Raw genomic sequence first — 25,022 nt, 5'->3', positions numbered from 1 at the left:
CGCCGCAACCAACGCTCACCCCCAGGCGATCAACCCGATCGCCAGCACCGCCAGCGCCAGGCCGGCGCGGTTCCACCTCGTGGTGGCCTCGCCGAAGGCGAATACACCCACCAGCGCACCCAGTACCACCACGCCGATGTTCATGCCGGCAAACACGGTGGCCGGGCTGTCCGGCATCGCCTGGTGCGCGTGCACATAGAAAAGAATGTTGCCGCCATTGAGCAGGCCCAGCAGTGCACCCGCGCCGAGGTTGCGCCAGGCCAGCCGGCTGCGGCCACTGAAATGCCGCCACAGCTGCAGCGCCAGCATCAGCACGAAGGCCACGCTGAAGCTGGCCAGCACCGCCGCCATCGATGGCGTACCGGACAGCGCCACCTGCTTCAGCAGCACGTCGACCACGGCAAACCCGCCCCATACGCCCAGCAGCCAGCCCCAGCCGCCGGGCGAGGCCGCCATCGCCGGGCCGCGCGGGCGCAGGCTGATCGCCACCATGGCGACCAGGCCCAGCGCCAGGCCGGCCAGCTTCCACGGCGTAGCGGTCTGGCCGAAGAACAGGAACGCCGCGGCCAGCGACAGCAGCAGCGACAGCCGCTGCGCCACATCACTGCGGACGATGCCGGCCACCGCCACCGCGCGGCCCAGCACCAGGAAGATCGACGGCAGCACCACCGCCAGCGCCAGCAGCGACAGCCACGGCGCATGCGGCGCGCGCAGCGCGTCCAACGGTGGTTGCAGCACCACGGCCGTGAGCGTTGCCGCCACCAGGTAGTTCCAGGTGACCATCTGCGCGACATCCAGCTGGCGGCGTCCGGCCACCTTCAACAACACCGAAACCAGCACACTGCAGATCACAGCCAGGGACAGGTAGAGCATGAGGCGGGCACAGGGCAGGGGCGGGGGACGGTATCATGGTGCCATGCACAAGCCCTTGTTCCCCGTCGCCCCCGGCGAAACCGCCTGCCTCGAACTGGACGGCCCGGCCGGTCCGCTGGAAGTGGTCGTCGACCTGCCCAAGGCCGATGTGCCGGCGCAGCCGATCGTGGCCGTCATCTGCCATCCGCTGTCCACCGAAGGCGGCACCCTGCACAACAAGGTGGTCACCATGACCGCCACCACCCTGCGCGAGCTGGGCATCGCCACGGTGCGCTTCAACTTCCGCAGCGTGGGCGCCTCGGCCGGTGAGTTCGACCACGGCGCAGGCGAGCAGGACGACCTGAAGGCCGTCGTCGCCTGGGTGCGCAGCCAGCGCTCGGACGATCGCCTGTGGCTGGCCGGCTTCAGCTTCGGGTCGTTCGTTTCGCTGAAGGCGGCAGGTGAACTGCAGCCGGAGGCGCTGATCTCGATCGCACCGCCTGCTGGCCGCTGGGATTTCGACGGCGTGCAACCGCCGGCACGCTGGCTGGTGATCCAGGGCGAGCAGGACGAGATCGTCGACCCGCAGGCGGTCTACCAGTGGCTGGACACCCTGGGCGCACCGCACGAACTGGTGCGCATGCCCGACACCAGCCACTTCTTCCACCGCAAGCTGATCGACCTGCGCGGCGCGCTCACCCACGGCGTCAAGCACTGGCTGGGCGCGGCAGCATGAGTGCAGCCGAGCTGACGCCTTCGCAGCGCTATGCCGAAGGAGTCGCCCGTGGCGACTGGCAGGACGACCCGGCCCAGCATGCGGCGCTGGCCGAGCTGGACCGCATCCATCGGGGCCTGGTCGACAGCGCCGAGGACGGCTGGCTGGACCGCCTGTCTTCGTTCTGGAAGAAGCCCGAGCCGGTCAAGGGCCTGTACTTCTGGGGCGGTGTCGGCCGCGGCAAGACCTTCCTGGTCGACCTGTTCTACGACGGCCTGCCGATCAAGCAGAAGTACCGCACGCATTTCCACCGCTTCATGCGCAGCGTCCACGAGCGCCTGCGCGAGCACCAGGGCCAGAGCGACCCGCTGGCGAAGATCGCCCAGGAATGGCGCAGCAACCTGCGCGTGCTGGTGCTGGACGAGTTCTTCGTCACCGACATCGGCGACGCGATGCTGCTGGCACGGCTGCTGGAGCGCCTGTTTGCCGAAGGCGTGACCCTGGTCACCACCTCCAACACAGCGGTGGAGAACCTGTACCTCAACGGCCTGCAGCGCGAGAGCTTCCTGCCGGCCATCGGCCTGCTGCAGCGCTTCTGCGTGGAGCTGTACGCCGAAGGCACCGAGGACTACCGCATGCGCGCGCTGACCCGCTCGCCGGTGTACCGCGCGCCGCTGGCCGCCGACAGCGATGCCTGGCTGGCCACGCGCTGGACCGAACTCAGTGGCGGCCAGCCGGCCAAGCCCGGCAACATCGAAATCGAGGGCCGCAAGATTCCGGTGCGCGGCCGCGGCAAGAGCATTGCCTGGTTCGATTTCGCCGCCCTGTGCGAGGGCCCGCGCGGGCCCTCGGACTACATCGAGATCGCGCACGAGTTCAACACGGTGCTGCTGGGCGGCATTCCTGCCTTCGACCGCCTGAACGAAGATGCCGCGCGCCGCTTCGTCAACCTGATCGACGAGCTGTACGACCGCCACGTCAATCTGGTCTGCACCGCCAGCACCTCGCCGATCGAGCTGTACACCGGCCAGCGCCTGCAGGGCGCGTTCGAGCGCACCGCCTCGCGCCTGATCGAGATGCAGAGCGCCGAGTATCTGGGAACCCCGCACCGGGCGTGAGGGTAGTGCCGTTTGTAGAGCCGAGCCCACGCTCGGCTGCTTTTGCATGATGTGCCGAAAAGCAGCCGAGCATGGGCTCGGCTCTACAGCAGCGCCGCGTGGCTACCGCGTGGGCGCAACCGCGTTCCCCAGTGGCCGCTCATCCGGCCCGGCCGACACCTGAAGGCCGGTGTCGGCGGCGTGCTCGACCCGGATCCCCTCGCTGCGCTCCAGCAGCCGCAGCGGTTGGCCCTGGTAGCGCACCTCCAGCGCGTCGTGGGTGTCAGCCAGCGCCTGCACCAGCGGGCACAGCGCCTGCGCGCGGGCTTCGATACGCTCGGCGCGGCCTTCCAGCTGCTGCTCCATCTGCGCGTCCAGGCGGTCGGCGCGCGCCTCCATGGCGTCGCTGCGGCCGGTGAAGATCTGCCAGAGCATGCTGCGGGCGATGGACGCGGACAGCGACTCGGCCATGTCCTGCACCTTGGCCTCGAAGCCCGGCCCGAACACGGCTTGTTCCCAGTAGCCCTTGCCCAGCGTGCCGCCGATCCAGTCGTCGGCCTGCCGGCGCAGGCGCCGTACCTTGCGGCTGTTGGCGGTGCCGGTCAGGCTTTCATAGACTCCGTCGAGCACGTCGAAGCTCAGCCCGCTCACTTCCTGGGCCAGCGCCGTGGCCGCCGGCATCAACTGGCGGGCGCCGGCCTCGAGCTGGCGCAGGCGTGCGGCGTCGGCGGCGCTGACCGGCACGATCGTATCGTCCAGGCTCAGCACCCCATCGTGGAACACCACCTCGTGCGGCGCCTGCGGCCCGTGCCGCAGCCAGATGCCACCGCTGTCCACCAGCACGTCGTAATCGGTGCGGATGCCGCACTGGTCCGCGCGCAGCTTCGGCGCATCGGCGGCCTGCGCGGGGGCCAGCAACAAGGCCGACAGCAGGGCGAGGGTGGGCAGGCGCAGGTCCATGGCGACAGTCCGTGTGACGAGCCTGCAGCATCTGCCCGCCAGGCCGCGCCGGCATCGGCCGGAAGTCACCCCGCCAGCGGCTGCCCACCGGATGCCCACCACCTATCCACAGGGTTGTCCCTGGCCAGCTTCATCACTGTCATGTGAAGCTGTCATTGTTCCGTTTCCGCGGTGCGTTGTACCACCGTAATGACGCCTTTCGGGCTTGACTGCGCAGCCCGTTCCGGCAGGTCTGAAGCGTCTGATCCGGGCGTCGATGGCACGATCCTTGCGGCGCAAGGGATTGCCGAATTTCACTACATTTGGCGTTGACGGACCCCATTACCCCCACTATCTTGTGGCCGTCGGTCGCAACAACCCCAGGTATGGGGGTCCGCCGCGGGGTCTCCCGGATACCCGCACGCAACCGTCAACGGCAGTGGCAGGCGCAGGGTCTCATCCCCTGCGACGCCGTCCTGCCATCCTGGGCTGTCATGTCCCGGGCCGCGTCACCCGATGCATCGAGCACCCCCAATCACGCCAAGAGGACACACGCCGTGAGCACCGAATCCAGCGCCACCATCGAGAAGGAAAGCGAGTTCCTGTTGACGTCGCCGCCGACGGCCAACGCGATGAGTGTGACCAAGCGCAACGGGACCACCGAACTGGTGGACCTGAACAAGATCGTGCGCGCGGTGCAGCGTTCCTCCGAAGGCCTGCACGCCGTCGATCCGATGCGCGTGGCCACCCGCACCATTTCCGGCCTGTACAACGGCGCCACGACCCGCGAGCTGGATGAACTGTCCATCCGTACCGCCGCGCTGCTGATCGGTGAAGAGCCCGAGTACGGCCGTCTGGCCGCGCGCCTGCTGGCCAACTACATCGCCAAGGAAGTGTCGGGCCAGGAAATCTACGCCTTCTCGCAGTCGGTCAGCCGTGGCCACGAAGTGGGCCTGATCAACGATCGCCTGCTGAACTTCGTGCAGACCAACGCACGCAAGCTCAACGATGCCATCGACATCTCGCTGGACCTGAACTTCGATTACTTCGGCCTGCGTACCCTGTACGACCGCTACCTGCTGCGCCACCCGCACACCCGCAAGGTGATCGAGACCCCGCAGCAGTTCTTCCTGCGCATCGCCAGCGCGCTGAGCGAGGACGTGTCCGAGACCCTGGCGCTGTACAAGCGCATGGGCAACCTGGACTACCTGCCGTCCAGCCCGACCCTGTTCAACTCCGGCACCACCCACGAGCAGCTGTCCTCGTGCTTCCTGCTGGACTCGCCGCAGGACTCGCTGGAATCGATCTACGCCAAGTACGGCGATATCGCCCAGCTGTCCAAGTTCTCCGGCGGCATCGGCGTCAGCTACACCCGCGTGCGTTCGCGTGGTTCGCTCATCAAGTCCACCAACGGCCATTCCAACGGCATCGTGCCGTGGCTGAAGACCATGGATTCGTCGGTGGCCGCGGTGAACCAGGGCGGCAAGCGCAAGGGCGCTGCCTGCGTGTACCTGGAAACCTGGCATGCCGATGTCGAGGATTTCCTCGAGCTGCGTGACAACACCGGTGACGAAGCCCGCCGTACCCACAACCTGAACCTGGCCAACTGGGTGCCGGACCTGTTCATGAAGCGCGTCGAGGCCGACCAGGAATGGTCGCTGTTCGATCCGCGCGTCGTGCCGGAGTTCACCGACCTGTTCGGCGAAGCCTTCGAGCAGGCCTACGTGCAGGCCGAAGCGCAGGGCAAGGCCAGCCGCACCATCTCGGCGCGCAAGCTGTATGCCCGCATGATGCGTACGCTGGCCGAGACCGGCAACGGCTGGATGACCTTCAAGGACAAGTGCAACCGCGCCAGCAACCAGACCCTGCGCGCCGGCAACGTGATCCACCTGTCCAACCTGTGCACGGAAATCCTGGAGGTCACCTCCAACGATGAAACCGCCGTGTGCAACCTGGGTTCGATCAACCTGGGCAACCACTTCGACGAGCACAACGACTTCGATTTCGAGAAGCTGGCCGAGACCGTGCGCCTGGCCGTGCGCCAGCTCGACCGCGTCATCGACCTGAACTTCTACCCGATCGAAACCGCCCGCCGCGCCAACCTGCGCTGGCGTCCGGTCGGCCTGGGCTGCATGGGCCTGCAGGACGTGTTCTTCCGCAAGCGCCTGCCGTTCGACACCGCCGAAGCCCGCGCCCTGTCGAAGAAGATCGCCGAAACGATCTACTTCCACGCGCTGGAAACGTCCTGCGAGCTGGCCCAGGAACGCGGCAAGCACCCGTCGTTCAACGACACCCGTGCCGCCGGTGGCGAACTGCAGTTCGACGCCTGGAACGTGGTGCCCGAAGACACCGCACGCTGGGATGCCCTGCGCGCCCGCATCAAGGAACACGGCCTGCGCAACTCGCTGATGATCGCGATCGCCCCGACCGCGACCATCGCCTCGATCGCCGGCTGCTACGAGTGCGTCGAGCCGCAGGTGTCCAACCTGTTCAAGCGCGAGACCCTGTCCGGCGACTTCCTGCAGGTCAACCGTTACCTGGTCAACGAGCTGAAGAAGCTGGGCCTGTGGACCGCTGACATGCGCGACGCCATCAAGCTGGCCGAAGGTTCCATTGCCGGCGTGGCGCAGATTCCGGAAACCCTGCGCGAGGTCTACCGCACCGCCTGGGAACTGCCGATGCGTTCGCTGATCGACATGGCCGCCGAACGTGGTGCCTTCATCGACCAGTCGGCCTCGCTCAACCTGTTCATGGAAAGCCCGAACATCGGTGCGATGTCGTCCATGTACATGTACGCCTGGAAGCAGGGCATCAAGACCACCTACTACCTGCGTTCGCGTCCGGCCACCAAGATCGCCAAGACCACGGTGAGCAGCGCGGCCCCGGCCAAGGTGTTCAGCCCGGACGAAGCGATCGCCTGCTCGCTGGAAAACCCGGAAGCCTGCGAAGCCTGCCAGTAACACACCGCGCGGTGGGTGCCGACCGTTGGTCGGCACTCGAACACCTCGCACCTGTAGAGCCGAGCCATGCTCGGCTGCGGAAAAACACCCACGGTAGCGCCGGGCCATGCCCGGCGGCTCACCCAGGAATTCAAGGAAACACCCATGGCCGACAAGCCCAAGCAGATGCTGCTCGATCCCGGTTTTGAACTGACCCTGCGCCCGATGCGCTATCCGCAGTTCTATGACATGTACCGGAATGCGATCAAGAACACCTGGACGGTGGAAGAGATCAACTTCCAGATCGACATCACCGACCTGCACAGCAAGATGTCGCCGGGTGAGCGCCACCTGATCCACCGCCTGGTCGCGTTCTTCGCCACCGGCGATTCGATCGTGTCCAACAATCTGGTGCTGAACCTGTACCAGCATCTGAACGCGCCGGAAGCGCGCATGTACCTGTCGCGCCAGCTGTACGAAGAAGCGCTGCACGTGCAGTTCTACCTGACCCTGCTCGACAACTACCTGCCGGATCCGGAAGAGCGCGTCAAAGCGTTCGCCGCGGTGGAGAACATCGACTCGATCAAGAAGAAGGCCGACTTCTGCTTCAAGTGGATCGACTCGATCCAGGATCTGAAGCGCATCGAGACCCGTGCCGAGCGCCGCCAGTTCCTGCTCAACCAGATCTGCTTCGCCGCGTGCATCGAAGGCCTGTTCTTCTTCGCCGCCTTCGCCTACGTGTACTACTTCCGTTCGCGCGGCCTGCTGCCGGGCCTGGCCTCGGGCACCAACTGGGTGTTCCGCGACGAGAGCGCGCACATGGAGTTCGCGTTCGAGTCGGTGCGCGTGGTGCGTGAGGAAGAGCCGGACCTGTTCGACGATGAGATGAAGCAGCAGGTCTATGACATGCTGGCCGAGGCCATCGAATGCGAAGTGCAGTTCGCCGAAGACGTGCTGTCCGGCGGCGTGGCGGGCATCTCGACCCGCGACATGCGCCAGTACCTGCAGCACTGCGCCGACCAGCACTTCGCCAAGCTGGGCATGGAAAAGAAGTACAACGTGCGCAACCCGCTGCCGTTCATGGAACTGCAGGACGTGCAGGAACTGACCAACTTCTTCGAACGCCGCGTCTCGGCCTACCAGGTTGGCGTGCAGGGCGAAGTCGCCTTCGACATGAACTTCTGATCGAAGCGGTCACTCCGGTTGCAACGAAAAACCCCGGCCAACGCCGGGGTTTTTTGTTCTTTTGGGGTCGAGCTTGCTCGACTGCCGTTCGCGCAAAGCCGTCGAGCAAGCTCGACGCTACGCTCTGCGCCGCCCTTCCACCGCCATGCGCACCGCCAGCCCGGCCAGCACCGTGCCCATCAGCCAGCGCTGCACCGCCTGCCAGGTCGGGCGCGCGGCCAGGAAGCCGGCGATGCTGCCGGCCATCACCGCGATCACGGCGTTGACGCTGACACTGACCGCGATCTGGGTGAAGCCCAGCACCAGCGACTGCATCAGCACGCTGCCATGGCCTTCCGGGTGCAGGAACTGCGGCAGCAGTGACAGGTACATCACCGCGATCTTCGGGTTCAGCAGGTTGGTCAGAAAGCCCATCGCGAACAGCCTGCGCGGGCTGTCCGGCGGCAGATCGCGCACCGCGAACGGCGACCGGCCGCCGGGCTTGAGCGCCTGCCAGGCCAGGTACAGCAGGTACAACGCACCACCGATGCGCAGTGTGTCGTAGGCCAGCGGCACGGTCATCAGCAGGGCGGTGATGCCCAGCGCCGCGCACAGCATGTAGAACACGAAGCCCAGCGCCACCCCACCCAGCGAGATCAAGCCGGCGGTGCGGCCCTGGCAGATCGAGCGCGAGACCAGGTAGATCATGTTCGGCCCGGGAGTAAGCACCATGCCCAGCGAGATGAGGGCGAAGGCCACAAGGTCGGAGGGTGCGGGCATGGTCAGTCCTGGCAGTGGGCGTGGCGAAGTGTAGCGCCGCCTGCACGGGGTCAGGCTTAAAATTGCCGCACCCCACACCGACATCCCCGCCATGACCCCGATCCCCGAGACCGTGCCGCCCATCGAAGTGCGCATGGCCGAAATCGTCTTCCCCAACCACACCAACCACATGGGCACCCTGTTCGGTGGCCAGGCGCTGGCGTGGATGGACAAGGCCGCGTTCCTGGCCGCCGCCCGTTATTCCCGCCGCACCGTGGTGACCGCACGCAGCGACCAGGTCGACTTCAAATTGCCGATCCGCATCGGCCAGATGGTGGAAACCATCGGCCGTATCGTCGAGGTCGGCCGCAGCTCGATGAAGGTCGAAGTGGAGCTGATTGCCGAAGACCTGCACAGCGGCGAGCGCCAGCTGTGTACCCGCGGCCACTTCGTGATGATCGCGCTGGGTGAAGACGGCCAGCCCACGGCCGTGCCGCGTCTGCCCGCTGCGCCCTGAACCGATGCTTGCGGGGGCGCCCCAGCGCCCCCACCTGAAGACCATGACTCCGCCGCTGACCGACTTCATCGACCGCGCCCAGCGCCTGTTCGTGCTGACCGGTGCCGGCTGCAGCACCGCTTCGGGCATCCCCGATTACCGCGACACCGACGGCCAGTGGAAGCGCACGCCGCCGGTGACCTACCAGGCCTTCATGGGCGAGGCGGCCACCCGCCAGCGCTACTGGGCGCGCAGCCTGCTGGGCTGGCCGCGCTTCGGCCTGGCCCGGCCCAACGGCACCCACCAGGCACTGGCGTCACTGGAAGCGCGTGGCAAGCTGCAGGTGCTGCTGACCCAGAACGTGGACGGCCTGCACCAGCGCGCCGGCAGCCACAACGTGATCGACCTGCATGGCCGCCTGGACCTGCTGCGCTGCATGGGCTGCGAACGCCGCAGCCGCCGTGAGGATTTCCAGCAGCGGCTGCTGGATGCCAATCCAGGCTGGGATGCCCTGGAGGCCGGCATCGCTCCCGATGGCGACGCCGATCTGGAGACCGATTTCTCCCGCTTCGTGGTGCCCGAGTGCCCGCACTGCGGCGGGGTGTTGAAGCCGGACGTGGTGTTATTCGGCGAAAACGTGCCGCGTGAGCGCGTGGCGGCCGTGCATGAGCACCTGCAGCAGGCCGACGCCGTGCTGGTGGTGGGTTCCTCGCTGATGGTCTATTCGGGCTTCCGCTTCGTGCAGGCCGCCGCCAGGGCCGGCTTGCCCGTAGCGGCGCTGAACCGCGGACGCACCCGCGCCGACGACCTGCTGCAGTTCAAGGATGAACGCGACTGCGCCGAGGCGCTGGCCGGCTTCGTCAGTCGGTAGAGTCGACTATCGCGCGCAGCGCGGGCTGTTCAGCGGTACCGCCAAGAGCAGTCGACTGACAGTCGACTCTACCGACAACCCGTCCCCGCGAAACAGCGATCCATCCACACGGTTGATTCGCAGGCCGTGCGGCGGTGCAATACGCTCCCCCATCCGCTTGCCCCCGCATTGCCGTGACCCAGCTGTTTTCGCCGATCTCGCTCGGCCCCCTCACCCTGTCCAACCGCATCGTCATCGCGCCGATGTGCCAGTACTCCGCCGAAGACGGCCGCGCCAGCGACTGGCACGCCATGCATCTGGGCAACCTGGCGCAGTCCGGCGCCGGCCTGCTGATCCTGGAAGCCACCGCGGTCGAACCACGCGGTCGCATCAGCTGGGCCGATCTGGGGCTGTGGGACGACGGCACCGAGGCTGCGCTGGCGCAGGTGCTGGCCAGCGTCCGCCGCTGGTCGCCGATGCCGCTGGGCATCCAGCTCGGCCACGCCGGGCGCAAGGCCTCGGTGAAGCGGCCGTGGGACGGCGGTGGCCAGCTGCCGGCCGACGATGCCCGCGGCTGGCCCACGGTGGCACCGTCGCCGCTGCCGTTCCATGCCGCCGATCCCGCGCCGCAGGCACTGGACGAGGCCGGCATCGCCGAGGTCGTCGCCGCCTTCGCCGCCAGCGCGGTGCGCGCCGAGCGCCTGGGCTTCGAGCTGATCGAGCTGCATGCCGCGCACGGTTACCTGCTGCACCAGTTCCTGTCGCCGCTGAGCAACCGTCGCACCGATGGCTACGGTGGCTCGCTGCCGAACCGCCTGCGCCTGCTGGTGGAAGTGTTCGACGCGGTGCGCGCAGCGGTGTCGGACAAGGTCGCGGTGGGTGTGCGCCTGTCCGCCAGCGACTGGGTCGAAGGTGGCTGGGACCTGGTGCAGAGCGAAGCACTGGCGCAGGTCCTGGACGCACGCGGCTGCAATTTCCTGCACGTTTCCAGCGGCGGGCTGGATGAGCGCCAGAAGATCGCCGTCGGCCCGGGCTACCAGGTGCCGTTCGCGGCGGCGATCAAGGCCAAGGTGCGCATGCCGGTCATCGCCGTGGGCATGATCACCGAGCCGGAGCAGGCCGAGTCGATCCTGCGCCACCGCCATGCCGATGCTGTGGCGTTGGCGCGCGGCATCCTCTACGACCCGCGTTGGCCGTGGCACGCCGCCGCCGCACTGCGCGAGAGCGTGCTACCGGCGCCGCAGTACCTGCGCTGCGAACCGCGCGATGCACGCGGCGTGTTCAAGACCCGCTGAGGCTCACACCCGCCAGGCCGGCGCCAGGCCGGCCTGCAGGTGTTCGAACAGCGCGCGGATCTTGGCGGTGAAGTCGCGGCGGTCGCTGACGCAGAAGTAGACGTCCATCGGTTCCGGGCGCCATGCGCTGTCGGTGTCGAACACCGCACGCAGGCGGCCGTCACGCAGATAGGGTTCGGCCACGAACGCGGCCAGCCGGGTGATGCCGGCCCCGGCGGCGGCCAGAGCGGCCAGCGCATCGATGTCATCGCAGACCATGCTGGGCGGCAGCGCGGCGTCCACGCGCTGGCCGTCCTTCAGCAGGCCCCAGCGCAGCGGCCGGCCATCGGTCGGGAAGCGGTGCAGCAGGCCGCGATGGCTGCCCAGATCGGCGGGGCGTTGCGGGGTACCGTGCGCCTGCAGGTAGGCCGGCGCAGCGCAGAACACGAACGGCACGCGCGCCAGTTGCCGTGCGACCACGCCATCCTCCAGCTGCGCACCGATGCGGATGCTGGCATCCACCGCCTCCGGGCCATGCTGTACGGCGCGGTCATTCAGGCGCAGCTCCAGCTGCAGCTGCGGGTAGCGCTGTTGCAGCGAGGGCAGCAACGGCGCCAGTACATGGCGACCGAACGCGCTGCTGCTGGCGATGCGCAGCGGCCCGGCCGGTTCGATATCGCCAGCGGTGACCATCGCCTGCGCGCGTGCCAGGTCGGCTTCGATGTGCCGCACCTGCGCCAGATACAACGCACCGGCCTCGCTGAGTGCCAGCTGTCGCGTGCTGCGGTTCAGCAGCCGTACGCCCAGATGGGCCTCGAGCCGGTTGATGTTCTGGCCGACGGCGGTGGCGCTGATGCCAAGGGTGCGGGCCGCAGCGGCAATACTGCCGGTCTCTGCGGTGCGGGTGAAGCTGCGGATCAGTTGCAACAGGTTCATGACCGACCAGCTTGCCATGGGATCGGCCAAGTATCGCTTGGGACAGAACCAAGCCCTTCGGTTGCATCGGTGACCATCGATCCGATCAACACCCTGCTGGCCTACACTGCGACGATGCGCCCCGATTCCATCCTCACCCTGTCCTGCCCCGACCGTACCGGCATCGTCTATCGTGTGTCCGGCCTGTTGTTCGACCACGGTTGCAACATCCTCGACGCCCAGCAGTTCGGTGACGAGGAGAGCGGCCGCTTCTTCCTGCGCGTGCATTTCGACCGCGACGCGAGCCTGCCGCTGGACACCGTGCACGCCGCGATGGCCACCTTGGCGGCCGACTTCGGCATGGACTGGCAGCTGCACGACGGTCGCCGCCGTGCGCGCCTGCTGGTGCTGGTCAGCAAGCAGGGGCATTGCCTGAACGATCTGCTGTTCCGCGCCCACAGTGGCCAGCTGAAGGTGGACATCGCCGCAGTGGCGTCCAATCACGCCGACTTCGCGCCGCTGGCCGCGTCCTATCAGGTGCCGTTCCATCACCTGCCGGTGAACGCGGAAACGCGCGCGGTACAGGAGCAGCAGATCATCGATCTGGTCGAGCGCGAACGCGTCGATCTGGTGGTGCTGGCGCGCTACATGCAGATCCTGTCACCCACGCTGTGCCGCGCATTGGCTGGCCGTGCGATCAACATCCACCACAGCTTCCTGCCCAGCTTCAAGGGCGCGCAGCCGTACCACCAGGCGCACGCGCGCGGGGTCAAGATCATTGGTGCCACCGCGCACTACGTAACCGAGGATCTGGACGAAGGCCCGATCATCGAACAGGACGTGGCCCGCGTCGACCATGCGATGGCGCCGCGCGAGCTGGTGCGGCTGGGCAGCGATACCGAGTCGCAGGTGCTGGCACGCGCGGTGCGCCGCCATGTGGAGCACCGCATCCTGCTCAACGGGCATCGCACGGTCGTATTCCGGTAGTGCCGGGCCATGCCCGGCGGTCATTGCTCAGATCACCGCAATCCCCGCCTTGCCCAGCGCCTCGCGCACCATCGCGTCGTTGGCCTCGGTCACCGGCCGGGTCAGCTCCCACAGGAACTTCACCCGGAAGCCGGATTTCACCGCGTCCTGCGCGCTCCACAGCACGCAGTAGTCACGCGCCAGGCCGCACACGTGCACCTCGCGGATGCGGCGCTCGTGCAGCCAACCGGCCAGGCCGGTGGCCGGGCGCTCGCCGTCGGGGCCATGGTTTTCGCGGAAGGCGCTGTACGAATCCACCTGTTGGCGCGTGCCCTTGCGCAGGATCAGGTCGGCCGAGGTCCAGTCCACGCCGGGGTGCAGCACGGCGCCTTCGCTGCCTTGCACGCAGTGGTCGGGCCACAGGGTCTGCGGCTGTGCGTGCAGCAGGATGGTCTCGAACGGGCGCTGGCCGGGATGCTGGCTGGCGAACGAGGCATGGTCGGCCGGGTGCCAGTCCTGGGTGGCCACCACCGTGCGGTAGTGGCGCTGCGCCAGCAGCGCGTTGATCGGCGCCACCAGTGCATCGCCCTGGTCGCAGGCCAGTGCGCCGCCGGGCATGAAGTCCGGCTGCAGGTCGATCACCAGCAGGGCGACATCGGCGGGCAGGGCAGTCATGGCAGATCCACTACAAACTGAAGGGGCGACCAGCGTGGCCGCCCCCCGGGCGCACGTCAATCGCCCTGCGCCGGCTCAGCGTCCTGCCCGTAGTACAGCAGGCCGATCTTGATCCGCTCGCGGCCGGTTTCACGGCGGTGGCGGTTGGCATCGCGCAGCGAGTACACGCAGCCACAGTATTCCTGCTGGTAGAACTGCTCGCGCTTGCTGATCTCGACCATGCGGCTGGCACCACCGCCCTTGCGCCAGTTGTAGTCCCAGTACTGCAGGCCCTCGTAGCGCGAGGCGGCGCGGATGCCGCAGTCGTTGATCTGCGCCATGTTCTTCCAGCGCGAGATGCCCAGCGACGAACTGATGGTGTCGTAGCCATGTTCATGCGCGTACAGCGCGGTGCGCTCGAAACGCATGTCGAAGCACATCGTGCAGCGGATGCCGCGCTCGGGTTCGTTCTCCATGCCGCGCGCGCGGCTGAACCAGTTGTCGGTGTCGTAGTCGCAGTCGATGAACGGAATGCCGTGCTGCTGCGCGAAGCGGATGTTCTCCTGCTTGCGCAGCTCGTATTCCTTCACCGGGTGGATGTTGGGGTTGTAGAAGAAGATCGCATAGTCGATCCCGGAGGCAGTGATCGCCTCCATCACTTCGCCCGAACAGGGCGCGCAGCAGGAATGCAGCAGCAGGCGCTTGCCGTCGGCGGGCAGGGTCAGGGTGGGGCGTTGGAGTTCGGTCATCGTCAGGTACCGCAGGGGCCGCCGGCAACGGCGACGGCCCCTGCCTCAGGGCGTGGGGAACGGGTCTGACCGGATACCGTGGAAAGGACGCGCGCGACCGCGCTGCCCGCGTGCGCAGGACAACGACAGCCCCGGCACCCTCCCCGCGGAGAGTCCAGGTCGAATCAGGGGACGGTCGTGTCCCCCGGCCGGGGCCGGTCTTCGGGCTGATGGACACGGGCCGAAGCCCTCCTACTCCCTGCCGCTTCCCAGGCGTGAGCCCAGTGCTGTTGGCAGGATTCGTTTCCATTCACCGCTGCGGGGCAGCTCCGGAATGGGCGCGCAAGGCGCCTTCACCGGATTCCCGTTCAAATCCCTGCCTTTGCCGGAGCGAGGGCAGGGATACCTTCGGCGTGTGCACGGTGGACCGGTTGGCGGCAATGGTCAAGGACCGAAGTCCGTGCAGTGGTGTGGCTCACTTCTCAGGTTGTGAGAGCGTCCCTTGCCATACTGGACACCAGCGGACGGGAGAGGGCGTGTGGCAGACAAATATTGCGATCTGGTCATGAAGGGCGGCATCACCAGCGGCATCGTGTATCCCAATGCGGTACTCGCGCTGGCCCGCGAATACCGCTTCAAGAGCATCGGCGGTACCTCGGCGGGCGCCATTGCCGCTGCAGTGGCGGCGGCGGCGGCCTGCGGCGATCGTCGCCAGCAGGCCGGCGAGCACCTGCCCGATGACGCCGGCTACAACGGACTGTCGGCGGTGTCGGCGCAGCTGTCGCAGCGCGGCTTCATCTATCGGCTGTTCCAGCCTGCACGCGGTGCGCGTGCGGCATACCGGCTGCTGGTGGTCCTTACCGGCAATGCCGGCCTGCCGCGCAAGCTGCTGTGCCTGGCCATCGCGGTGTTCACCATTGCACCGCTGGAAGTGCTGGTCTCGCTGGCGCTGCTGCTTGGCCTGGGGTGGTGGGGCGGTGGCTGGAGCGGCATGGCGGCCACGCTGGTGCCGTCGCTGCTGTGCGCGTACGGGGCGGGTGTGGCCGGCGCTGCGCTGCGGGTGGCGCGGGTGGCGCGGCGCAACCTGCTGGGCCTGTGCAGTGGTCTGGGGCGTGACCGCTCCAGGCCGGCACTGACCGAGTGGCTGCACACCTGCCTGCAGCAGCTGTCGGGCAAGGCACTGGACGCGCCGTTGACCTTCGCCGACCTGCACGACGCGCCGCGCTACGCCGGTGAGCCCGACAGCCCGCATGCGATCAGCCTGCAGATGATCACCACCTGTGTCTCGCACAACGAGCCGCGCACGCTGCCGCTGGGCGGGGCGCAGTTCTGGTTCCTGCGCGAGGAGTTTGCGCAGCTGTTCCCGGCCAGCGTGGTGCAGTGGCTGGTGGACCACGCCGGGCCGCCGCTGGAGGTGGACGGGCGGCACTATCACCGCCTGCCGCAGGGCCCGCAGCTGCCGGTGCTGGTGGCCACGCGCATGAGCCTGAGCTTCCCGCTGTTGATCAGTGCGGTGCCGTTGCATGAGCCGTCGCGCCGCGAGCGACGCTGCGAGCCGACGGCCGCGGCAGCCGACCCGGAGCACAACGTCGCCGACAGCATGGAAGGGTTGACCAGTGCGGGGCAGGCCTGTGGACCGGTGATCACCGCCTTCCGCATCTGCTGGTTCTCCGACGGCGGCATCAGCAGCAACTTCCCGATCCATCTGTTCGACGCCGCGCTGCCGCGCTGGCCGACCTTCGCCATCAATCTGGTCTATCCGCAGCATGCCGAGGCCGTCGGTCACGGTGGCAGCGACCGCCAGGCGCTGGAACACGCCGTGTTCCTGCCCACCGAAAACCGTCACGGCTGGCAGCGCACCTACCAGTCGATCGCCACGCCGTTGGCCGCCGCCGAACTGGGCCGCTTCCTGTTCGCGGTGGTGGCGACCATGCAGAACTGGCGCGACCTGCTGCAGGCACGGGCGCCGGGCTACCGCGACCGCATCGTGCACGTCAGCCTGCAGGGTGACGAGGGGGGAATGAACCTGGACATGCCGCAGGAGGTGCTGACCCGCATTGCCGACAAGGGCAGCCTGGCCGGTGCACGCTTCTGTGCGTTCTCATTCGAGAACCACTACTGGATCCGCTGGCGCAACCTGGCCTCGGCCTACCAGCGCTACACGCTGGAAGTGGCGCGTACCGATGATCCGGCGCAGCAGGTACTGGCATATCGCGCAGCCTATTCGATGGTCGCCAGCGGCGTGCCGGCACCACCGTCGTACAAGCTGGGCTCGGAGGACAAACGGTTGGGGTCACAGCAGCTGTGGGGGCTGATGGTCGAACAGGGCCGCAGCTGGGATGACCTCGGCCCCGACCTCACCGATGGGGCGCCGCGGCCACTGCCGCAGATGAAGGTGACGCCGATCTACTGAGTCGATGCTCGGTAGATCCCCGCCTCGAGGGCAATCGGGGTCGGATCCGTTTTCCCCAGGAAAACGGATCTGACCCCTCCCCGGCGCGCCTCAGCGCCACGCCTCCACCACCGCATCACCCTGCAGCGGCGCATACAGCGGCAATGCCAGCTCCTGCTTTACCCAGCCCGGGTTGAGCGTGCGCAGGCCGGCCAGATACTCGCGTGCCAGCGCGGCATCGCCCTGGCGCATGGCCAGCCGCGCAGCCCGGGCCCAGGTGCGGTCCCAGCCGTGTGCCAGCGACAGCGACGTCGCCAGCGCGGCGCGCGCACCGGCCACATCGCCTTTCTCCCAGCGTTGCTCGGCACGGATGATCGCGTCGTTGGACAGGCGCATGTCGTACAGCTCGCGCAGCCGCGCTACCGCGCGTGGATCGGCGTCCACGCGCAGGTCGGTGTCCTGCCAGTCGCCGCCGGGGGTGCGCACCAGCAACGCCGCCGACCATTGCCCGCTGCGTTGGCCCCCCGCCGCCTGGCCGGCTTCAAGTGCCGCCAGCAGGCGCGCCGCCAGTGCGCCGTGTGATGCCTGGAAGCTGCGTTGCATGGTGGCCAGCACCTCCAGCCCGGCCAGGCCGTTGCCCTGCACGCTGAGCATGCCCTCACCGTATGCACCGGCCCAGTCCGTCTGTCGTGCGCTGGCACCGGTGTACTGCGCATTGCCGCCGCGCGCGCTGACCAGTCCCACCTGGCGCTCGGCCAGCGTGGTGCCATCGAAGTCGCCGTCTTCATCGAGCAGTTGCTTGAGCACCTGCGCAGGCGTGCGGCCCTTGGCCAGCAATGCGAGGCCCTTCGACCCGTAGGTCGGATTGGTTTCGAACTGGCTGGCGACGGCACCGACCTTTGCCTGCGCCCACGGCACACCCACGCCACCGACCGCCAGGTTGTGCGTGGCCACTGCCACGCCGCAGTCGCCGGCCTCGTTGCAGGCCACGATGGAAAACGTCGCCCACGCCGGTGCGCAGACGGCAGCGAGCAGCAGGGCCAGGCAAGGGCGTAGCAGGAACATGGGTGTCTCCAGGGCGGGCATCCCGATTGGGATGCAGCCGGCGCACGAAAGGTTTAGTCCCGCGCATCCCGTCATGGGGTCAGATCCCTTTTGCAGGGCAAAAGGGATCTGACCCCAACGGCATCAACGCCCCGGCAACTGCGCGAACGCGCGCTGCATGCAGTCCTCGCGCGGGCACACCCGGCAGCCCGGGCCGATCGACACCGAGTTGCCCGGGCTCTGCACATCCAGCCCCAGCGAATACACCAGCCGCTCGGCGTGCTGCAGGTCGCAGCCCAGCGCCACGGCGAAGGTCTTGCGCGGCTGGCCATGTCCCACCGGTCCGCTGCTGACCTGCCGCGCCAGCCAGAAATGGCGGCGGCCATCGGGCATGCGCGCGGTCTGGGTGAGGATGCGCCCGGGCTGGTTGAATGCCTCGTACACGATCCACAGCGGGCACGAGCCGCCCACCTGCGAGAAGTGGAAGTCGGTGGCCGAATGACGCTTGGACACATTGCCCGCGCGGTCCACGCGGATGAAGAAGAACGGCAGGCCCGGCGCACTGCGCCGTGCCAGCGTACTCAAGCGGTGGCAGACCGCCTCGAAGCCCACGCCGAACTGGTGCGCCAGCAGCTCGATGTCATAGTTGCTGGCTTCGGCCGCACGCAGGAAACGCATGTACGGCATCACCAGCGCACCGGCGAAATAGTTCGAAAGACCCACCCGCGCCTGCGCGATGCGCGCCTCATCGTTGAAACCGGCACGCGCCACCACCGCATCGATCTGCGGCAGGTAGCCGTGCAGGGCCAGCTCGGCCGCCATCTGGAACGCCTGCTGGCCCGGTTCCAGATAATCGGGCAGCCACAATCGTCGTGTACCGGCGTCGTACTGGCGCTTCTCGCGCCCGGCCTGCAGCGCGGCCACTTCCACCAGCACCCCGTGGCGGTCGGCCAGCAATTGGCGCAGGCGCGGCGCCACGTGCCCGGGCGACAATCCCCACTCGGCGAACAGGCGTTCGGCCAGCTCGTCCAGTTCGGGAATGTGGTTGTGCATGCGGTTGAAGAACTCGCGCACCTGGTCGCCGGCCGGCAGGGTGCTGCCGGCCCCCGGCTCGCCGAGCTGGAACTCCAGTGCGGCGGCATGCTCGCGCAGCGCCAGATGGCGGCGGTGCAGATCGAGCAGGGCGCGGCTGACCTGCGGCAGGTTGCCGGCTAATGCGCGCAGTTCGGTGGCGCTGACCTCGGCCAGGCCCAGGTCGCGCAGGGTTTCCCCCAGCGCCTCCTGCAACGCGGCGGGCTCATCTTCGTCGAAAAGCGCGGAAACGTCGCCCAATACCTGGCCCAGCTTCTTCTGCACGGCCGGGGTCAGCGGGCGTTTGTTGCGCTCGATCTGGTTCAGATAACTGGCCGACAGCCCCAGCGCCCGCGCCAGATCGGCCTGGCTGTAGCCGCGCTGTTCGCGCAGCCGCAGCAGGCGCAGGCCGAGTTGTCGCTGGGCAGCTGAATAATTCACAGAATTAACAGGAATCGTCTGGCGTGTTGGCCAGATTAAGCGGATTCAGGCCGGAAATCGAGGTGAGCGCTGTGAATAATGCCAAGCATCTTTCGAGCCCGTGGGATTGTCGTCATGACTGTTGCAGCGCCCCGTATCCGCATGCTGATCGATGGCCAGTTCATCGAATCGGCCACCTCCCACTGGCAGGATGTGGTCAATCCGGCCACCCAGGACGTCCTGGCCCAGGTGCCGTTCGCCACCGCCGGTGAAGTGGACGCCGCCGTCGCTGCCGCCAAGGAAGCCTTCAAGACCTGGCGCAAGACCCCGATCGGCACCCGCGCGCGCATCTTCCTGAAGTACCAGCAGCTGATCCGCGAGAACATGAGCGAGCTGGCCCACATCCTCACCGCCGAACAGGGCAAGACCCTGCCCGACGCCGAAGGCGATGTGTTCCGCGGCCTGGAAGTGGTCGAGCACGCCGCCGCCATCGGCAACCTGCAGCTGGGCGAACTGGCCAACAACGTGGCCAATGGCGTGGACACCTACACGATCATGCAGCCGCTGGGCGTCTGCGCCGGCATCACCCCGTTCAACTTCCCGGCGATGATCCCGCTGTGGATGTTCCCGATGGCGATCGCCACCGGCAACACCTTCATCCTCAAGCCGTCCGAACAGGACCCGATGGTGACCATGCGCCTGGTGGAACTGGCGCTGGAAGCCGGCATTCCCAAGGGCGTGCTCAACGTCGTCCACGGTGGCGAGGAAGTGGTCAACGCCATCTGCGACCACCCGGACATCAAGGCGGTGTCGTTCGTCGGTTCCACCCGTGTCGGCACCCACGTCTACAACCGTGCCTCGCTGGCCGGCAAGCGCGTGCAGTGCATGATGGGCGCCAAGAACCACGCCGTGGTGCTGCCGGACGCCAACAAGGAGCAGACCCTCAACGCCATGGTCGGCGCCGCCTTCGGTGCCGCTGGCCAGCGCTGCATGGCCGCCTCCACCCTGGTGCTGGTCGGTGAAGCACGCAACTGGGTGCAGGACCTGGTCAGCAAGGCCAAGACCCTCAAGGTCAGCGGCGGCACCGTGTCCGGCACCGATGTCGGCCCGGTCATTTCCTGCAGCGCCCGCGAGCGCGTTGAAGGCCTGATCGCCTCGGGCGTGGAGCAGGGCGCCAAGCTGGTACTCGATGGCCGCAAGCCGCAGGTGGATGGCTTCGAGAAGGGCAACTTCGTCGGCCCGACCATCTTTGCCGGTGTCACCACCGACATGCGCATCTACCAGGAAGAAATCTTCGGGCCGGTGCTGGTCATCCTCGAAGCGGAAACGCTGGAAGACGCCATCGCGATGGTCAACAGCAACCCCAACGGCAACGGCACCGCACTGTTCACCCAGTCCGGCGCGGCCGCACGCAAGTTCCAGGAAGACATCGACGTCGGTCAGGTCGGCATCAACGTGCCGATCCCGGTGCCGGTGCCGCTGTTCTCGTTCACCGGTTCGCGCGCCTCCAAGCTGGGCGACCTGGGCCCGTACGGCAAGCAGGTGGTGCTGTTCTACACCCAGACCAAGACGGTCACCGCGCGCTGGTTCGATGACGAAACGCTGAGCCACGGCGTCAACACCACGATCAGCCTGAAGTAACGGCAGGAGCAGCCATGAGCCACTCGATGACGACGGAACTGGAAGAAGCACAGCAAGCGTACCGCGAGGCTGCGCGCGACTTCGCACAGGCCGAACTGGCGCCGCACGCCGCGCGATGGGATGCGGAGGGCATCTTTCCGCGCGAGGCGATCGCCAAGGCCGGTGAACTGGGCTTCTGCGGTCTGTACATGGATCCGGAAGTGGGCGGCAGCGGCCTGAGCCGACTGGACGCCGCCGTCGTCATCGAGGAGCTCGCCAACGTCGATCCGTCAACCGCGGCCTACATCAGCATCCACAACATGGCCTCGTGGATGGTGTCCAAGTGGGGCCAGCCGGCCCTGCGCGAAGCATGGGGCACCGATCTGTCCTCGGGTAGCAAGCTGGCCTCGTACTGCCTGACCGAACCGGGCGCCGGTTCCGATGCAGCCTCGCTGAAGACCACGGCGGTGCGCGACGGCGACCACTTCGTGTTGAACGGCGCCAAGGCCTTCATCTCCGGCGCCGGTGCCACCGAACTGCTGGTGGTGATGGCGCGTACCGGCGGTGCCGGTGCCGGCGGGGTCAGCGCCATCGCGGTGCCGTCGGACCTGCCGGGCGTCAGCTTCGGCCGCAAGGAAGAGAAGATGGGCTGGAACAGCCAGCCCACCCGTGGCATCACCTTTGAAAACGTCCGCGTGCCGGTCAGCCACCTTCTGGGAGAGGAAGGCGGCGGCTTCAAGCTGGCAATGAAGGGGCTGGACGGCGGTCGCATCAACATCGCCGCCTGCTCGCTGGGTGCTGCGCAGGGCGCACTGGATGCCGCGCGCCGCTACATGGGCGAGCGCCGCCAGTTCGGCAAGGCGCTGGCCGAGTTCCAGGCGCTGCAGTTCAAGCTGGCCGACATGGCCATCGAACTGGTGGCCGCGCGGCAGATGGTGCACACCGCCGCGCGCAAGCTCGATGCCGGTGCCAGCGATGCCAACGTGTGGTGTGCGATGGCCAAGCGCTTCGCCACCGATGCCGGTTTCAACGTCTGCAACGAAGCGCTGCAGATCCACGGTGGCTACGGCTACATCCGCGAATACCCGATCGAGCGCCTGCTGCGTGACTGCCGCGTGCACCAGATCCTGGAAGGCACCAACGAGATCATGCGGGTGATCGTTGCCCGTCACCTGCTCAACACCGAAGAGGAACTGCGATGAAGGATTGGCGTACCCAGGAGCACGTGGGCCTGAAGGTCGAGGCCGATGGCCACACCGCCGTGGTCACCCTGCACAACCCGCCGGCACACACCTGGACCGTGCACAGCCTGTCGGCGCTGCGCGACCTGGTGGGCGCGCTCAACGCAGACCGCGGGATCTACGCGCTGGTGATCACCGGTGACGGCGAGAAGTTCTTCTCCGCTGGCGCCGACCTCAACCAGTTCGCCTCCGGCGACAAGGCCGCCGCACGCGAGGCTGCACGCCGTTTCGGTGAAGCCTTCGAAGCGCTGTCCGCTTTCCGTGGCGTGTCGATTGCCGCCATCAACGGCTATGCGATGGGCGGCGGCCTGGAGTGCGCGCTGGCCTGCGACCTGCGCATCATCGAAGAGCACGCCCAGGTCGCGCTGCCAGAGGCCACCGTCGGCCTGCTGCCGTGCGCCGGTGGCACCCAGAACCTGCCGCGCCTGGTCGGCGAGGGCTGGGCCAAGCGCATGATCCTGCTCGGCGAGCGCATCAACGCCGAGACCGCACTGCGCATCGGCCTGGCCGAAGAAAAGGTCGGCAAGGGCGAAGCCAAGGCGCTGGCGCTGGAATGGGCAAAGAAGGCCGGCAAGCAGAGCCCGACCAGCATTGCCGCCTGCAAGACCCTGGTGCAGTCCACCCGCACCGGCACCCACGCCTCGGCGCTGGTGGCCGAGCGCGAAGCGTTCGTCGACCTGTTCGACACCGCCGACCAGGTCGAGGGCGTGACTGCCTTCCTGGAAAAGCGCGCCGCACAGTGGAAGAACGCATGAGCACCGACACCGTTGCCGACGACGCACCGGTGCTGTTCGAAGAGCGCGTGGCCGGCAACGGCACGCGCATCGGCATCGCCACGCTCAATGCGCCGCGTACGCTCAATGGTTTCTCGCTGCCGATGGCGCACCTGCTGCTGAAGCAGTTGAATGCCTGGGCCGACGACGATGGCATCGCCATGGTGGTGCTGCAGGGCGCTGGCGAGAAGGCCTTCTGCGCCGGCGGCGACCTGCACAGCCTGTACAAGGCCATGGTCGCCTTCCGCGAAGAAGGCCGCAGCGATATCCGCGACAACGGCTATGCCGCCGAGTTCTTCGATGTCGAATACCGCGTCGATTACCTCATCCACACCTACGCCAAGCCGATCCTGTGCTGGGGCCATGGCATCGTGATGGGCGGCGGCATCGGTCTGATGTCCGGGGCCAGCCATCGTGTGGTCAGCGAGCGTTCCAAGCTGGCCTTCCCGGAAATCACCGTCGGCCTGTTCCCCGATGTCGGTGGCAGCTGGTTGCTGCCGCGCGTGCCCGGCAAGGGCGGCCTGTTCCTGGCCCTGACCGGCGCGCTGCTCAACCCGGGTGACGCCATCTATGCCGGGCTGGCCGACGTGCACGTGGCCGAAGAACGCCGCAGCGCGGTGTTCGACGCGCTGCTGCAGGTGGCCTGGTCCAGCGATGCCGCGCACAACCACCAACGCCTCAGCCATCTGTTGCAGTCGCATGCCAGCGATGCCGCCACTGGCCCGCTGCTGGCCCATGCTGCGCAGGTTGATGCGTTGTGCGCAGGCGATGACCTGCCTGCAATCATCGCGCGCATCGGCGCTTTGCAGACCGACGATGCCTGGCTGCAGGCCGCGCAGAAGACGCTCGCCGCTGGCGCGCCGGGCTCGGCGCGGCTGGCCTTCGAGCTGCAGCGCCGCAGCGCCGGCCAGGACCTGGCCAGCGTGTACCGTCTGGAATACATCGCCGCACTGCACTGCGCCGCCCACGGCGATTTCGCCGAGGGCATCCGCGCGCTGCTGATCGACAAGGACCGCAACCCGCAGTGGAACCCGGCCGCCCTGGCCGATGCCACCGGCGCGTGGGCCGACACCTTCTTTGTTTCGCCCTGGTCCGAGGCCGCACATCCGCTGGCCGACCTGGGAACTCCCCTTGCTGAAAGGAGCCTGGCATGAGCCGCATTGCATTCATCGGGTTGGGCAACATGGGCGGCCCGATGGCCGCCAATCTGGTCAAGAACGGCCACAGCGTGCGCGTGTTCGATCTGGTGCCCGCCGCGGTGCAGGCCGCCGTCGATGCCGGTGCCAGCGCGGCCGCATCGGCGCGCGAAACTCTCGCCGATGCCGAGGTCGTGATCTCGATGCTGCCGGCCAGCCGCCATGTCGAAGGCGTGTACCTGGGCGATGACGGCATCCTCGCCGCGATCCCGCCCGGTGCGCTGGTCATCGACTGCAGCACCATCGCCCCGGCCAGCGCCCGCAAAGTTTCGGAAGCGGCTGCCGCGCGCGGCCTGCAGATGATCGACGCGCCGGTGTCCGGCGGTACCGCCGGTGCCCAGGCCGGCACCCTGACCTTCATCGTCGGTGGTGAAGAGGACGCGCTGGAACGCGCGCGCCCGGTGCTGCAGGCGATGGGCAGGAACATCTTCCATGTGGGTGCCAGCGGCGCCGGCCAGGTCGCCAAGCTGTGCAACAACATGGCACTGGGCGTGATCATGGCGGTGACCGGTGAAGCCATCGCGCTGGGCGTGGCGCACGGCCTGGACCCGAAGGTGCTGTCGCAGATGATGGCCGTCAGCACCGGCCGCAGCTGGGCCACCGAAGTGTGCAACCCGTGGCCGGGCGTGCTGGAAAATGCACCGGCCTCGCGTGGCTACAGCGGTGGCTTCGGCAGCGATCTGATGCTCAAGGACATGGGCCTGGCGGTGGAAGCGGCGATGAGCGTCGGCGCCTCGATTCCGCTGGGCGAAGTGGCCCGCAACCTGTACTCGATGAATCACCAGGCCGGTCGCGGCAAGCTGGATTTCTCCAGCGTCGTGCAGCTGATCACCAGCGAGAAGTGACCGGGTAGTGCCGGCCGCTGGCCGGCAACCTCATGCCCCCGCGTGGGACAACGAAGGTGGGATGGGCGGATG

Annotated in this window: 22 protein-coding genes and 1 riboswitch; of the genes, 14 read left to right on the top strand and 8 right to left on the bottom strand. The window is 67.6% G+C overall.

Annotated features, from left to right (window positions below):
- Positions 1 to 15: 15 nt before the first annotated feature.
- A complete protein-coding gene (locus LZ605_RS14530) occupies positions 16 to 873 on the bottom strand; it encodes an EamA/RhaT family transporter (protein ID WP_249842238.1) in 858 nt (285 codons plus the stop codon).
- Between the two features lie 43 nt (positions 874 to 916).
- Here LZ605_RS14530 and LZ605_RS14525 point away from each other — a divergent pair, with 43 nt between their 5' ends.
- Positions 917 to 1,588, top strand: coding sequence for an alpha/beta hydrolase (locus LZ605_RS14525; protein ID WP_249842237.1), 672 nt, complete (start codon positions 917 to 919; stop codon positions 1,586 to 1,588).
- Positions 1,585 to 2,685, top strand: a complete 1,101-nt coding sequence (gene zapE, locus LZ605_RS14520) for a cell division protein ZapE (RefSeq protein WP_057497008.1) — start codon at positions 1,585 to 1,587, stop codon at positions 2,683 to 2,685. Before LZ605_RS14525 ends, zapE begins: the two co-directional genes overlap by 4 nt.
- A 102-nt stretch (positions 2,686 to 2,787) precedes the next feature.
- On the opposite strand, the gene LZ605_RS14515 is transcribed toward zapE, so the two are convergent.
- Entirely contained in the window at positions 2,788 to 3,624 is an 837-nt protein-coding gene (locus tag LZ605_RS14515) for a DUF2884 family protein (protein WP_249842236.1), read from the bottom strand.
- A 536-nt stretch (positions 3,625 to 4,160) separates the two neighbouring features.
- Between LZ605_RS14515 and LZ605_RS14510 the strand changes: the two genes are divergently transcribed.
- Together LZ605_RS14510 and LZ605_RS14505 are read left to right on the top strand one after the other, a co-directional pair.
- Positions 4,161 to 6,563 carry a ribonucleoside-diphosphate reductase subunit alpha gene (locus tag LZ605_RS14510; protein WP_249842235.1) on the top strand — a complete coding sequence of 801 codons (2,403 nt, stop codon included), beginning with the start codon at positions 4,161 to 4,163 and terminating at the stop codon, positions 6,561 to 6,563.
- A 144-nt stretch (positions 6,564 to 6,707) separates the two neighbouring features.
- Positions 6,708 to 7,727 (top strand): ribonucleotide-diphosphate reductase subunit beta, encoded by a 1,020-nt coding sequence (locus LZ605_RS14505; protein ID WP_008264781.1) that lies wholly within the window; start codon positions 6,708 to 6,710, stop codon positions 7,725 to 7,727.
- A 117-nt stretch (positions 7,728 to 7,844) separates the two neighbouring features.
- On the opposite strand, the gene LZ605_RS14500 is transcribed toward LZ605_RS14505, so the two are convergent.
- Positions 7,845 to 8,486: a LysE family translocator gene (locus LZ605_RS14500; RefSeq protein ID WP_249842234.1), complete on the bottom strand. Its 642-nt coding sequence runs from the start codon at positions 8,484 to 8,486 to the stop codon at positions 7,845 to 7,847.
- Positions 8,487 to 8,577: 91 nt separating this feature from the next.
- On the opposite strand from LZ605_RS14500, the gene LZ605_RS14495 reads away from it, so the two are divergent.
- From LZ605_RS14495 to LZ605_RS14485, 3 genes are all read left to right on the top strand, one after another.
- The gene (locus tag LZ605_RS14495; protein WP_107231471.1) at positions 8,578 to 8,982 is read left to right on the top strand and encodes an acyl-CoA thioesterase; all 405 of its coding nucleotides are present in this window, start codon (positions 8,578 to 8,580) and stop codon (positions 8,980 to 8,982) included.
- A gap of 43 nt (positions 8,983 to 9,025) precedes the next feature.
- Positions 9,026 to 9,832: an NAD-dependent protein deacetylase gene (locus tag LZ605_RS14490; protein ID WP_249842233.1), complete on the top strand. Its 807-nt coding sequence runs from the start codon at positions 9,026 to 9,028 to the stop codon at positions 9,830 to 9,832.
- A gap of 173 nt (positions 9,833 to 10,005) precedes the next feature.
- Positions 10,006 to 11,106 carry an NADH:flavin oxidoreductase/NADH oxidase gene (locus LZ605_RS14485; protein WP_249842232.1) on the top strand — a complete coding sequence of 367 codons (1,101 nt, stop codon included), beginning with the start codon at positions 10,006 to 10,008 and terminating at the stop codon, positions 11,104 to 11,106.
- Between the two features lie 3 nt (positions 11,107 to 11,109).
- On the opposite strand, the gene LZ605_RS14480 is transcribed toward LZ605_RS14485, so the two are convergent.
- Positions 11,110 to 12,021 carry a LysR family transcriptional regulator gene (locus LZ605_RS14480; protein WP_249842231.1) on the bottom strand — a complete coding sequence of 304 codons (912 nt, stop codon included), beginning with the start codon at positions 12,019 to 12,021 and terminating at the stop codon, positions 11,110 to 11,112.
- 114 nt (positions 12,022 to 12,135) lie between these two features.
- Here LZ605_RS14480 and purU point away from each other — a divergent pair, with 114 nt between their 5' ends.
- Positions 12,136 to 12,987, top strand: coding sequence for a formyltetrahydrofolate deformylase (purU, locus tag LZ605_RS14475; protein ID WP_249844921.1), 852 nt, complete (start codon positions 12,136 to 12,138; stop codon positions 12,985 to 12,987).
- A gap of 27 nt (positions 12,988 to 13,014) precedes the next feature.
- On the opposite strand, the gene pncA is transcribed toward purU, so the two are convergent.
- Positions 13,015 to 13,641 carry a bifunctional nicotinamidase/pyrazinamidase gene (gene pncA / locus LZ605_RS14470; RefSeq protein WP_249842230.1) on the bottom strand — a complete coding sequence of 209 codons (627 nt, stop codon included), beginning with the start codon at positions 13,639 to 13,641 and terminating at the stop codon, positions 13,015 to 13,017.
- Between the two features lie 56 nt (positions 13,642 to 13,697).
- Positions 13,698 to 14,369 (bottom strand): epoxyqueuosine reductase QueH, encoded by a 672-nt coding sequence (locus tag LZ605_RS14465; protein ID WP_249842229.1) that lies wholly within the window; start codon positions 14,367 to 14,369, stop codon positions 13,698 to 13,700.
- A 192-nt stretch (positions 14,370 to 14,561) separates the two neighbouring features.
- Positions 14,562 to 14,755, bottom strand: a riboswitch (cobalamin riboswitch).
- 131 nt (positions 14,756 to 14,886) lie between these two features.
- On the opposite strand from LZ605_RS14465, the gene LZ605_RS14460 reads away from it, so the two are divergent.
- On the top strand, positions 14,887 to 16,761 hold the full coding sequence (locus tag LZ605_RS14460; protein ID WP_279919747.1) for a patatin-like phospholipase family protein: 1,875 nt from the start codon (positions 14,887 to 14,889) through the stop codon (positions 16,759 to 16,761).
- A gap of 90 nt (positions 16,762 to 16,851) precedes the next feature.
- On the opposite strand, the gene LZ605_RS14455 is transcribed toward LZ605_RS14460, so the two are convergent.
- Together LZ605_RS14455 and LZ605_RS14450 are read right to left on the bottom strand one after the other, a co-directional pair.
- Positions 16,852 to 17,805 carry a DUF1028 domain-containing protein gene (locus tag LZ605_RS14455; protein ID WP_249842228.1) on the bottom strand — a complete coding sequence of 318 codons (954 nt, stop codon included), beginning with the start codon at positions 17,803 to 17,805 and terminating at the stop codon, positions 16,852 to 16,854.
- Positions 17,806 to 17,928: 123 nt separating this feature from the next.
- Entirely contained in the window at positions 17,929 to 19,296 is a 1,368-nt protein-coding gene (locus LZ605_RS14450) for a helix-turn-helix domain-containing protein (RefSeq protein ID WP_249842227.1), read from the bottom strand.
- Between the two features lie 114 nt (positions 19,297 to 19,410).
- On the opposite strand from LZ605_RS14450, the gene LZ605_RS14445 reads away from it, so the two are divergent.
- Genes LZ605_RS14445 through mmsB form a run of 5 tightly spaced genes read left to right on the top strand, consistent with a single transcriptional unit; the run spans position 19,411 to position 24,950 of the window.
- A complete protein-coding gene (locus tag LZ605_RS14445) occupies positions 19,411 to 20,916 on the top strand; it encodes a CoA-acylating methylmalonate-semialdehyde dehydrogenase (RefSeq protein WP_249842226.1) in 1,506 nt (501 codons plus the stop codon).
- A gap of 14 nt (positions 20,917 to 20,930) precedes the next feature.
- A complete protein-coding gene (locus LZ605_RS14440) occupies positions 20,931 to 22,097 on the top strand; it encodes an acyl-CoA dehydrogenase family protein (RefSeq protein WP_249842225.1) in 1,167 nt (388 codons plus the stop codon).
- Complete coding sequence (locus LZ605_RS14435; RefSeq protein ID WP_249842224.1) at positions 22,094 to 22,891, top strand: enoyl-CoA hydratase; 798 nt, start codon at positions 22,094 to 22,096, stop codon at positions 22,889 to 22,891. The genes LZ605_RS14440 and LZ605_RS14435 overlap by 4 nt, the downstream gene beginning before the upstream one ends.
- On the top strand, positions 22,888 to 24,063 hold the full coding sequence (locus tag LZ605_RS14430) for an enoyl-CoA hydratase/isomerase family protein (RefSeq protein WP_249842223.1): 1,176 nt from the start codon (positions 22,888 to 22,890) through the stop codon (positions 24,061 to 24,063). The genes LZ605_RS14435 and LZ605_RS14430 overlap by 4 nt, the downstream gene beginning before the upstream one ends.
- The gene (gene mmsB, locus LZ605_RS14425) at positions 24,060 to 24,950 is read left to right on the top strand and encodes a 3-hydroxyisobutyrate dehydrogenase (RefSeq protein ID WP_249842222.1); all 891 of its coding nucleotides are present in this window, start codon (positions 24,060 to 24,062) and stop codon (positions 24,948 to 24,950) included. Before LZ605_RS14430 ends, mmsB begins: the two co-directional genes overlap by 4 nt.
- Positions 24,951 to 25,022: the final 72 nt, after the last annotated feature.

The sequence above is a fragment of the Stenotrophomonas maltophilia genome, assembly GCF_023518235.1.
Lineage (GTDB): Bacteria > Pseudomonadota > Gammaproteobacteria > Xanthomonadales > Xanthomonadaceae > Stenotrophomonas.
The sequence above is the reverse complement of the archived record's forward strand: the minus strand, read 5'-3'. Positions and strand labels throughout refer to the sequence as shown.